Genomic DNA, 10,992 nt, shown 5'->3' on the forward strand with positions numbered 1-10,992 from the left:
TTAATCGAAGCGGATTAAACCGGGCCGACCATATTTGTTCCGCAACTGTACCTATTTTGCAACGCAACAGGCGCGTCGGAAACGCGGAAGCAACGATCATAAACCGGCTGGCACCGCCCGCGCCCGCGCGCTAGAGGCACGCCCATGACCCAGATCACGCCCGAGATCGTCGCCGAACACGGCCTGAGCCCCGAAGAATATGCGCGCGTCCTGCACGCGATGGGGCGCGAGCCGAACCTGACCGAACTCGGCATCTTCTCGGTGATGTGGTCGGAACATTGCAGCTATAAATCCAGCCGCATCCATCTGAAGAAGCTGCCGACCACCGGACGGCAGGTCATTTGCGGGCCGGGCGAGAATGCCGGCGTGATCGACATCGGCGACGGGCAGGCGGCGATCTTCAAGATGGAGAGCCACAACCACCCCTCGTACATCGAACCCTATCAGGGCGCGGCGACCGGGGTCGGCGGCATTCTGCGCGACGTGTTCACCATGGGCGCGCGCCCGATCGCGAACCTTAATGCGCTGCGCTTCGGCCGGCCCGATCATCCGAAGATGCGCCACCTGATCGCGGGCGTGGTCCATGGCATCGGCGGCTATGGCAATTGCGTCGGCGTGCCGACCGTGGGCGGCGAGGTCAATTTCCACCCGGCCTATGACGGCAACATCCTCGTCAACGCGATGACCGTCGGCATCGCCGACACCGACAAGATCTTCTATTCGGCGGCCTCCGGCGTCGGCAATCCGATCGTCTATGTCGGGTCGAAGACCGGCCGCGACGGCATCCACGGCGCGACCATGGCCTCGGCCGATTTCGGCGAGGATGCCGAGGAGAAGCGCCCGACCGTGCAGGTCGGCGATCCCTTCACCGAAAAGCTGCTGATCGAGGCGTGCCTCGAACTCATGGCGTCGGACGCGATCGTCGCGATCCAGGACATGGGTGCCGCCGGCCTCACCTCCTCTTCCGTTGAGATGGCGTCGAAGGGCGGCGTCGGCATCGAGCTGGCCATGGACGACGTGCCGCAGCGCGAGCGCGGCATGACGCCGTACGAGATGATGCTGTCGGAAAGCCAGGAGCGGATGCTCATGGTGCTGAAGCCCGGTCGCGAGGATTTCGCCAAGGCGATCTTCGACAAATGGGAACTCGACTTCGCGGTCATCGGCCATGTCACCGACACCGGCCGCATGGTGCTGAAGTGGCAGGGCGATGTCGTCGCCGACATTCCGCTCGGCCCGCTGGCCGACGACGCGCCGCTCTACGACCGGCCGCATGTCCCGACGCCCAAGCCCGCCGAACTGACCAACGTCCCCGAATGCACCGATCCGGCCGCCGACCTGCTGAAGCTGATGGGATCGCCCGATATCGCGTCGCGGCGCTGGATCTGGGAACAGTACGACCACATGGTCGGCGCGAACACCGTGCAGCGCCCCGGCGGCGACGCGGCGGTGGTGCGGGTGCATGGGACGCAGAAGGCGTTGGCGATGACCACCGACTGCACCCCGCGCTATTGCTTCGCCGATCCGGTCGAGGGCGGGAAACAGGCGATCGCCGAGGCCTATCGCAACCTGACCGCGGTCGGTGCGACGCCGCTGGCGGTGACCAATTGCCTGAACTTCGCCAATCCGCAGCGGCCCGAGATCATGGGCCAGATCGTCGGCTGCCTCGACGGGATGAGCGAAGCCTGCCGGGCGCTCGACTTCCCGATCGTGTCGGGCAACGTGTCGCTCTACAATGAATCGAAGGCGACCGGCGGCGGTTCGGCGATCCTGCCGACCCCGGCGATCGGCGGCGTCGGGCTGCTGGCCGATTGGGAGAAGTCGGCGACGATCGCGTTCAAGCAGACCGGCGACATCATCCTGCGCGTCGGCGATCGCACCGGGTCGCTCGGTCAGTCGCTATGGCTGCGCGAACTGCACGGCCGCGAGGAAGGCCCGCCGCCGCCGGTCGATCTCGACGCCGAACGCAGCACCGGCGGCTATATCCGCAAGGCGATCCTGTCGGGCAAGATCACCGCCTGCCACGACGTCAGCGACGGCGGCATCGCCGTGACGGTCGCCGAAATGGCGCTGGCCGGCAATATCGGTGCGATCCTCGACCGCAAGCTGCCGTTCGACGACATCGCCCGCTCGCTGTTTGCCGAGGATCAGGGCATCTATATCGTCACTGTCCACGACCATGCCCTGCTCGAATTCCTGCAGGGCGCGGAAAAGGCCGGGGTCGATGCCGAGCCGATCGGCCGCACCATCGGCAGCCGGATCATCTTCGAACTGACCGATGGCGATTTCGCGGTGTCGCTCGACGATCTGCGCAAGGCCCATGAGGGCTTCTTCCCCGCGCTGATGGGTGCGGACGCCGCCCTTGCCTGACCCGACGCCGACGGGCCGTATCGCGACGATCGATACGGTCCGGGGGGTAGCGGTGATGGGGATATTGTTCCTCAACATCATCGCCTTCGCGATGCCCGAAGCCGCCTATGTCAGCCCGCGCGCCTATGGGCTGAATGGTTCGGCCGACCGCTTCGTCTATTACGCCACGCTGATCCTGCTTGACGGGAAGATGCGTGGCCTCTTCTCCTTCCTGTTCGGCGCATCGCTGCTGCTGGTCGTCGACCGGGCGGAAGCGAGCGGGCGCGATCCGGCGGCGGTGCATTACGCCCGCATGTTCTGGCTGTTCCTGCTCGGCATCGCCCATGCTGCGCTGTTATGGCGCGGCGACATCCTCGCCCATTATGCGCTGATCGGGTCGATCGCCTACTGGTTCCGGCACAATAGTGCCTGCCGGTTGCTGGCGTTCGGCATCGCCTTCGCCGTCGTCGACATGCTGCTGATGGGATCGATCCCCCTATCCTATCTGGCGATGCTGGGCGGCGGCGGCGCGGATGCGGCACGGGGGCTGCGCGATTTCGACAATGGCTTCGGCATCCCCACCGCGACGGTCATCGCTCGCGAACTGGCGCTGTTCCGCAGCGGCTATGGTGCGATCCTTGCCGACAATATCGCGCAGGTCCCCGACATTCTGAACGAGACTCCGATTATCGGGTTCGAAACGCTCGCCTATATGCTGTTCGGCATGGCCGCATTGCGCAGCGGGATGCTGCATGGGCAATGGTCTCGTCGCCGCCTGCTGCGCTGGGCGGTCGGCGGCATGGGCATCGGCATCGCCGGCTATGGAGCGATTGCCCTGTGGATCGCCTCGCGCGACCTCGACGTGCTGGCGATCGTTGCCGGCCCGATCGCCCTCGCCACCCCGATCCGCACGATCATGATTCCCGGCTGGGCCGCGACCATCATCTCGCTCGCGGGTAATGGCGGCCCGATCGCGCGGCGGCTGGCGGCGGTCGGTCGGATGGCGCTCAGCAACTATCTCGCCACCAGCATCGTGATGTGCTTCCTCTTCTACGGCTGGGGCCTCGGCCAGTTCGGCTATTGGTCGCGCGCCGCGCTGTACCTGCCGGTCTTCGCCATGTGCGCGGCGATGCTGCTCTGGTCGCCGTGGTGGCTCGCCCATTTCCGGTACGGCCCATTCGAATGGCTGTGGCGATCGCTGGCACGGTGGCAGTGGGAGCCGCTACGCCACCCGTCGCACCTCCAGACGCGACGAGTTGATGCGAATGATCCGCAATAATTGTTGCGAACGATTTTCACTACTATTATGAGTCGACCCAACGGAGCGAGGGTCGAACATGGTCGTATGCGTCTGTAATGCCATTCGGGAACGCGATGTGCGGGAGGCCGCGCGCGGTGGCGCGAACAGCGCCTGCCAGGCATATCGAGCGCTGGGATGTCAGGCGAAATGCGGTCAATGCGTCCCGTTCGCGCGAGCCATTATCGACGCCGAACGCGCGGCTGCGTAGCGTTCGCACCTGCGAGAAACCGCAGAAATCAGCCATTTTGATGCTGTCCCTGTTGCGCCAAACCGCGTAAGTCCCGTCCATCACAGCATAAGGACGAACGACGTGAAGGGCGACGCCAAGGTCATCGAATTTCTCAACGAGGCGCTCAGGAACGAGCTGACCGCGGTCAACCAATATTGGTTGCACTATCGCCTGCTCGACCATTGGGGCGTTTACAAGCTCGCGCAGTTCGAACGCCACGAATCGATCGACGAGATGAAGCACGCCGATCGTCTGGCCGAGCGCATCCTGTTCCTCGATGGCCTGCCCAATTTCCAGCTGCTCGGCCGCCTGCGCGTCGGCGAGACGGTCGAGGAAATCCTGAAGGCCGATCTCGCGATCGAGGTCGAGGCCGTGGCCCAGCTGCGTGAAGCCGTCGCCTATTGCGAAAGCATCCGCGATTTCGTCAGCCGCGATCTGTTCGCGGAAATCCTGATGAACGAGGAAGAGCATGTCGACACGCTCGAAACCCAGTTCGAAATGATCGAGCGCATGGGCATTCAGAACTACATCCAGCTCAACGCCAAGTCGGAATACGACAAGCACGGGCTGTAAGGTCGATCGCCGGTCGCGCGATGGCGCGGCCGGCTCGATTTGTCCGGCTCGACGTTCGGCGATTTCCATGAATGTTGGTCATTCCCGCGCAGGCGGGAACAACGATAGTACATGTGTCGGCCACGGCCGCACGTGGTCGACTGACCGTTAATCCACCTTGGCCCTAAGTGGTCGGCAACGCCGCCCCTACAACGCCACCGGCCGCTTGCCGAACCCGGCGGCCTTGCGCTGCGCCAGCGGGTTGCTGTCGCGGTCGAGCAGCGCCAGCGTCGCGTTGAACGTCGGCCGCAGCTGCGCGACATGCTCCATCGCTTCGGTCGGCTCGTCGCGTGTCTCGACGCATTTGCGCGAGATCATCTCGATCCCCTCGGCGATATCGGCCAGTGCCTCCGCGCCGAACTGCCGCGATTCTCCCTTCAGCGTATGCGCCGGCAGGACCATCGCCACCGCATTCTGTTCGCGCATCGCCTTCTCGATCGCCAGCAGCGACTTCAGCCCGTCCTCGCGGAAATAGCCGAGGATGCGGACGAAATTCGCCCCGAGTTCCACCCGCGCCTGCGCCAGTGCCCGCTGATCGATCAGTCCGTCGTCCATGGTCGTCCCCATCACGCAACCCCATGCCGCGTCCGGCATGATCGGCGGACCCTATTGGAGATGCCGTAAACAGACGGTTGACGCGGCCGAACCGTCGCGTGACTTCAGCTGAGCAGCAGTCCCGCCAGCGCCGCCGACATCAGGTTGGCGAGGCTGCCGGCGACCAGCGCGCGGACGCCCAGCCTCGCGATCATCGGTCGCTGGTTCGGGGCAAGGCTGCCGGTCACCGCCATCTGGATCGCGATCGACGAGAAATTGGCGAAGCCGCACAGTGCGAAGGTGATGATCGCGATCGTCCGGGTCGACAATTGCGTGCCCGCCTCGCCCAGCGAGATATAGGCGACGAATTCGTTCAGCACGACCTTCTGCCCGAACAGCCCGCCGGCGATCCCCGCCTCGTTCCACGGCACGTTCAGCAGGTACATGACCGGCGCAAAGACATAGCCGAGCAGCCGCTGGAAACTGAGGTCGGCGATCCCGAACCAGTTGCCGATCCCGCCGAGCAGCCCATTGGCCAGCGCCACCAGCGCGACGAACGCCAGCACCATCGCGCCGACCGCCACCGCCAGCTTCACGCCGGTCTGCGCACCCTGCGCCGCCGCCATGATGATATTGGCCGGGCGTTCCTCGTCATGCGTCGCCTCGGCCAGCGCGATCGCCTCCGCCTCGCGGTCGTCGCCCAGCGGCAATTCGCCCGCCGCCGGCTCGGGCGTGTCGGGCATGATGATCTTGGCCATCAATATGCCGCCCGGCGCCGCCATGAAGCTCGCCGCCAGCAGGAAATCGATGCGGATGCCCATCGACGCATAGGCCGCGAGGATCGTGCCCGCCACGCCCGCCATGCCGCTGGTCATCACCGTGAACAGCTGCGCCGGGGTCAGCCCCGCCAGATAGGGGCGGATCACCAGCGGCGATTCGCTCTGTCCGACGAAGATGTTGGCGGCGGCGCACAGCGATTCGACCTTGCTGACGCCGATCACCTTCTCGATCGCACCGCCGATCCAGCGCACCACGAGCTGCATGATGCCGAGATAATAGAGGATCGACACCAGCGACGCGAAGAAGATGATGACCGGCAGCGCGGCGATCGCGAAGCTGGTCCCGCCGATCTCCGGCCGTGCCAGCGGGCCGAACAGGAACGACGTCCCGGCATTGGCATAGCCGAGCAGATTGGCGACGCCGCCCGACAGGAAGCCCAGCACGCCCTTCCCCCATGGCGTGTACAGCACCAGCACCGCGATCCCCGCCTGCAGCGCAAAAGCGGCACCGACCACCCGCAGCCGGATCGCGCGGCGGTTGGTCGATAGCGCAAAGGCGATGCCGAGAATCACGACGATGCCGGCGATGCCGATGAGGAAACGTGTCATGTGAAGCGCAATACCCTGCCCCGCCGTCCGCCCGGACGGCCCCAAACCGTCGCGATATGCCATGGCGGCGGCGCGGGGGCCAGCGGCGACAAACGCTTTTGCCATCGACGATTTTCGGGACTAGCAAGGGCCATGACGACACCCGACCATCCTGCGCCCGCCACGATCACCATGCCGCGCGCGCTGTTCATCTTCGCGATCTTCTATGGCGGCATGGTCTGCATCGCCGGCGTGCTGGGCAACAAACAGGTCGCGATCGGCCCGTTGGCGGTGGAGGCGGGCATCTTCGCCTTTCTGCTGCTGGTGGTGGTGTCGAGCGCGGTCGCCGAACTTTATGGCGCGCTTCGGGCCAAGCATCTGGTCTGGTTCGGCTTCCTGCCGCTGCTCGTCTCGATGCTGCTGGTCGCGATCGTCCTCGAACTGCCCGCCGCCGCCAGCATGGAGGCAGACCGGCTCGCCGCCTTCGACCTCGTCATGCGCTCCAATCTGCGCATCTGGATGGCCGGCATCGTCGCCTATGGCGTGTCGCAGACGCTGAACGTCACCATCTTCGGCTGGCTGAAGCGTGGCAAAGGCCGCCTGCTGTGGCTGCGCGCGGCGATCGCCAGCGTCCTGTCGCAGATCGTCGACACGCTGATCTTCATCTCGGTCGCCTTCTACGGCGTGTTCCCGATCGGCCAGCTGGTCGTCGGACAGATGCTGGCCAAGGTGACGCTGTCGATCGTGCTGGTCCCGCCGCTTATCTATGCGTTCGTCGGCCTCGGCCGCCGGCTGGATCGCGCGTAGGATTCGATTTCACGCGAAGGCGCGGAGAGAAAGAGATTACTCGCGCAAAGGCGCAAAGAACGCAGAGAGGTTACGCTCGCCGCGACAGCGGCTCTCCTTCATCGGGTTCCGAGGGAGAAAGGCTTCGCCGGACAGAAGGCGGTCGCAGCCGTCGCGCCCCCTCTGCGTCCTTTGCGCCTCTGCGCGACTAAAAACTTATTTCTTCCCCCCCCCCCCCCCCCGCGCCCTGGCGCCCTCGCGTGAACCAAATTCTTTCTTCCGCCCCCCGACCCCGCTAAAGGCGCGCCATGACCCACGCACCCGATCCGAAGATGCTCGCCAAGGCGGAAACGCTGACCGAGGCGCTCCCCTATCTGCAACGCTATGCCGGTCGCACCTTCGTGGTGAAATATGGCGGGCACGCGATGGGCGATCCCGAACTGGCGCGCGACTTCGCCGAGGACGTGGTGCTGCTCAAGCAGGTCGGCATCAACCCGGTCGTCGTCCATGGCGGCGGGCCGCAGATCGGTGCGATGCTCAAGCGCCTCGGCGTCGAATCGCGCTTCGTCGACGGTCTGCGCGTCACCGATGCTGCGACCGCCGAGGTCGCCGAAATGGTGCTGGCCGGCAAGATCAACAAGGAAATCGTCGCATGGATCGCCGCGGCCGGCGGCAAGGCGGTCGGCATTTCGGGCAAGGACGCGCGCCTCGTCACCGCCGAAAAGGTCGGCCGCAGCGAACCCGACCGCAGCCAGGGCATCGAGCGCCATGTCGATCTGGGCTTCGTCGGCACCCCGGTCGCGGTCGACCCGACCATCCTGCACAGCCTCGCGCGCGACGGCTTCATTCCGGTCGTGGCTCCGGTCGCGCTGGGTGCCGATGGCGAGACCTATAACATCAACGCCGACACCATGGCCGGGTCGATCGCCGGCGCGATGGGCGCGTCGCGCTTCTTCCTGCTGACCGACGTCGCCGGCGTGCTCGACAAGACCGGCGAGCTGCTGACCGACCTGAACGCCGACCGCATCGCCGAGCTGAAGGCCGACGGCACGATCAGCGGCGGCATGATCCCGAAGGTCGAGACCTGCGTATCGGCGGTGGCGCAAGGGGTGGACGCAGCGGTCATCCTTGACGGTCGGGTGCCGCATGCGATGTTGCTCGAAATCTTCACCGAACAGGGCGCCGGCACGCTCGTGCACGCCTGAGGCTTGGAGCCGGGCGCATGCGTCCCTATAGTCGAGAACCATTCGCGAAAGGCCCCATGCGTTGAACGTCCTGCTCGATATCATTCAGGTGCTGCTGAACGTCCTGTGGTGGATCATCGTCGTGCAGGCGATCCTGTCGATCCTGATCTCGTTCAACGTCATCAACACGCACAACGATTTTATCCGTTCGATGTATCGCGGGCTGATGACCGTGACCGAGCCGGTCTATCGCCCGATCCGGCGGATTCTGCCCGATTTCGGCGCGCTCGACTTCGCGCCGTTCGTGGTGCTGGTGCTGATCGGCATCCTGCAGGGCATCATCCTGCCCGCCATCTACCGCGCGACCGCCTCGACCTTCATCTAAAGCCCGATACGGGGGAGACGCACCGCCTCCCCCGGCCGAGCTTACCGCGTCGGCACCGGCTCCTCGCCCGAATAGTCGTAGAAGCCGCGCTTGACCTTGCGCCCGTACCAGCCCGCCTCGACATATTTGACCAGCAGCGGCGCCGGCCGGAACTTGGGATCCCCCGTCCCCTCGAACAGCACGCGGATAATCTCCAGACAGGTGTCCAGCCCGATGAAATCGGCCAGCGTGAACGGCCCCATCGGGTGGTTCAGCCCGAGCTGACACGCCGCATCGATATCGGCGATCGTCGCCACCCCTTCGCCCAACGCGAAGCATGCCTCGTTCAGCATCGGCATCAGCACGCGGTTGACGATGAAGCCCGGCGCGTCATTGGCATGGACGATGCGCTTGTTCAGGCTCTGCCCGAATGCCTCGACCGCGGCGACCGTCGCGTCGCTGGTGGCGAGGCCACGGATCAGTTCAATCAGCCCCATCACCGGCACCGGGTTAAAGAAATGCACCCCCATGAACCGCGCCGGATCGGGCGCGGCCTGCGCCAGCCGGGTGATCGGGATCGACGAGGTATTGCTGGCAAGGATCGCCGTGTCAGACAGCGCCTTGCCAACGCTCTCGAAAATCTGGCGCTTGATCGCCTCCCGCTCGGTCGCAGCCTCGATCACCAGATCGCACGGTCCCATCGCCGCCAGATCGCCGATCAGTTCGATCTGCCCCAGTGCGGCATCGGCGTCCGCCTGCGTGATCTTCTCCTTGCTCACCGCGCGCGCGAGTTGCTTGGCGATGCCGTCCTTGCCCGCCTGCGCCCGCTCGACCGATACGTCCGACAGCAGCACGCGATAGCCCGCCTGCGCCGATACCTGGGCGATCCCCGCCCCCATCTGGCCCGCGCCGATCACGCCAATCGTCTTCATCCTGAACGTCCTCTCATTGCGCCTTTGCGGCCTGAACGCGGGAATAGCGCCTTTCGGTCGGCCGTCCATGCCGGTATCGCACCCGCATGCGCCGTTTCCTGCCCCTTGCCCTGCCGCTGCTGCTCCCTGCCTGTAACGCCGACGCGCCCACGCCCGGTCCGACGCCGTCCCCCACCGCCTCGCCCACACCGCTCACCGACACTGCCACCCCGCCCAAGCCGTTGCCGCTCAAGACGTTCGGCGACTGGGCGGTGGGCTGCGACAATGGCGCGACCTGTCAGGCGGGATCGCTGGTCCCCGACGACGGCGAGCCGCCCGCCCTGGCTCTATCGATCGAACGTGCCGCCGGCCCGGACGCGGGCGTGGCGATCCGCCTGCGCGGCAACGGACCCGCCCTGCCGCTGACCTTCACCGTCGATGGCGAAGCGGTCGCGCGCGGCGGCACGGCGCAGGGCGAGTGGACCGGGCTGAGCGGCGAACCCGCCCTCGCTTTGACGCGCAGGCTGGCAAACGGCCGGACGATCGCCATCGCCGACGCCAGCGGCAAGACCATCGCCACCCTGTCGCTGACCGGCGCCGCCGCCGCGCTGCGCTGGATCGATGCACAGCAAGGGCGCGACGGCACCATCGGCGCGCTCGCCGCCCCGGGCAAGCGCCCCGACACCCGCCCCGCCCCCGCGCTCCCGATCGTCCGTGCCCCGGTCGTCCGGGGAGAGGCGGCGCTACTCGACCCGCTGCTTGTCACCCGGATGCGCGAGACGGCGAAATGCGATGCCGACGACCTGCCCCCCGCCACGACCAAACCGCTCGGCAGCCGGACACTGGCGATCATACCCTGCACCGTCGGCGCCTATAACGTCCTGTCGGCGCTGTTCGTCGTCGAACGCGGCGCGGCGGTCCCGGCGACCTTCGACGCGCCCCCGGCCGGCGATGCGCCCGACGAACAGACACTGGTCTTCAACGCCGGGTTCGCCGACGGCATCCTCGCCGCCGACGCGCGCGGTCGCGGTCTCGGCGATTGCGGCACGACCCAGCGCTACGCATGGGACGGCACCCGCTTCCGCCTGATCGAACAGCGCGACATGACCGAATGCCGCGGCAATATCGACTATATCCGGACCTGGACGACGCGACTGATCCGCTGACCGAATCCCTCTCCCGCCGGGAGAGGGAGGGAGCGGCGCAGCCGCGCAAGGGTGAGGGTGATCGGGCCTGAGCGACTATAGCGCCATGACAACAGGTAGAACCGTTCGTGCTGAGTAGGGGCTGAGCGAAGTCGAAGACCCGTATCGAAGCATACGCACAGACGTTCCTTCGATACGCCATTTCGACAAGCTC

Annotated in this window: 11 protein-coding genes; 8 read left to right on the forward strand and 3 right to left on the reverse strand. The window is 66.0% G+C overall.

All coding sequences use genetic code 11. The features are described from left to right. Window positions 1–144 precede the first annotated feature (144 nt). The 4 genes from purL to bfr all read left to right on the forward strand — a co-directional run bounded on the left by purL (window position 145) and on the right by bfr (window position 4,448). Window positions 145–2,367: a phosphoribosylformylglycinamidine synthase subunit PurL gene (purL, locus tag AAIO73_RS10350; RefSeq protein ID WP_345877853.1), complete on the forward strand. Its 2,223-nt coding sequence runs from the start codon at window positions 145–147 to the stop codon at window positions 2,365–2,367. Then, window positions 2,360–3,625, forward strand: a complete 1,266-nt coding sequence (locus AAIO73_RS10355; RefSeq protein WP_345877855.1) for a DUF418 domain-containing protein — start codon at window positions 2,360–2,362, stop codon at window positions 3,623–3,625. The genes purL and AAIO73_RS10355 overlap by 8 nt, the downstream gene beginning before the upstream one ends. A gap of 58 nt (window positions 3,626–3,683) precedes the next feature. After that, window positions 3,684–3,854, forward strand: a complete 171-nt coding sequence (locus tag AAIO73_RS10360; protein WP_055996590.1) for a (2Fe-2S)-binding protein — start codon at window positions 3,684–3,686, stop codon at window positions 3,852–3,854. 102 nt (window positions 3,855–3,956) lie between these two features. Next, window positions 3,957–4,448: a bacterioferritin gene (gene bfr, locus AAIO73_RS10365; protein WP_055996593.1), complete on the forward strand. Its 492-nt coding sequence runs from the start codon at window positions 3,957–3,959 to the stop codon at window positions 4,446–4,448. Window positions 4,449–4,634: 186 nt separating this feature from the next. Here the strand turns inward: bfr and AAIO73_RS10370 are convergent, their stop codons facing one another. Together AAIO73_RS10370 and AAIO73_RS10375 are read right to left on the reverse strand one after the other, a co-directional pair. Continuing rightward, window positions 4,635–5,054 carry an Hpt domain-containing protein gene (locus AAIO73_RS10370; protein ID WP_345877861.1) on the reverse strand — a complete coding sequence of 140 codons (420 nt, stop codon included), beginning with the start codon at window positions 5,052–5,054 and terminating at the stop codon, window positions 4,635–4,637. 92 nt (window positions 5,055–5,146) lie between these two features. Next, on the reverse strand, window positions 5,147–6,409 hold the full coding sequence (locus AAIO73_RS10375) for a NupC/NupG family nucleoside CNT transporter (RefSeq protein ID WP_345877862.1): 1,263 nt from the start codon (window positions 6,407–6,409) through the stop codon (window positions 5,147–5,149). 132 nt (window positions 6,410–6,541) lie between these two features. Between AAIO73_RS10375 and AAIO73_RS10380 the strand changes: the two genes are divergently transcribed. From AAIO73_RS10380 to AAIO73_RS10390, 3 genes are all read left to right on the forward strand, one after another. Next, entirely contained in the window at window positions 6,542–7,195 is a 654-nt protein-coding gene (locus AAIO73_RS10380) for a queuosine precursor transporter (protein ID WP_345877864.1), read from the forward strand. Window positions 7,196–7,482: 287 nt separating this feature from the next. Then, window positions 7,483–8,379: an acetylglutamate kinase gene (gene argB / locus AAIO73_RS10385; protein ID WP_345877866.1), complete on the forward strand. Its 897-nt coding sequence runs from the start codon at window positions 7,483–7,485 to the stop codon at window positions 8,377–8,379. Window positions 8,380–8,440: 61 nt separating this feature from the next. Beyond that, entirely contained in the window at window positions 8,441–8,743 is a 303-nt protein-coding gene (locus AAIO73_RS10390; protein ID WP_345877867.1) for a YggT family protein, read from the forward strand. 41 nt (window positions 8,744–8,784) lie between these two features. On the opposite strand, the gene AAIO73_RS10395 is transcribed toward AAIO73_RS10390, so the two are convergent. Then, window positions 8,785–9,654, reverse strand: a complete 870-nt coding sequence (locus tag AAIO73_RS10395) for a 3-hydroxyacyl-CoA dehydrogenase NAD-binding domain-containing protein (protein ID WP_345877869.1) — start codon at window positions 9,652–9,654, stop codon at window positions 8,785–8,787. Between the two features lie 86 nt (window positions 9,655–9,740). Between AAIO73_RS10395 and AAIO73_RS10400 the strand changes: the two genes are divergently transcribed. Beyond that, the gene (locus tag AAIO73_RS10400) at window positions 9,741–10,799 is read left to right on the forward strand and encodes a DUF1176 domain-containing protein (RefSeq protein WP_345877871.1); all 1,059 of its coding nucleotides are present in this window, start codon (window positions 9,741–9,743) and stop codon (window positions 10,797–10,799) included. The last annotated feature ends 193 nt before the right edge of the window (window positions 10,800–10,992 follow it).

It is taken from the genome of Sphingomonas epibiotica (assembly GCF_039615155.1).
Taxonomy (GTDB): domain Bacteria; phylum Pseudomonadota; class Alphaproteobacteria; order Sphingomonadales; family Sphingomonadaceae; genus Sphingomonas.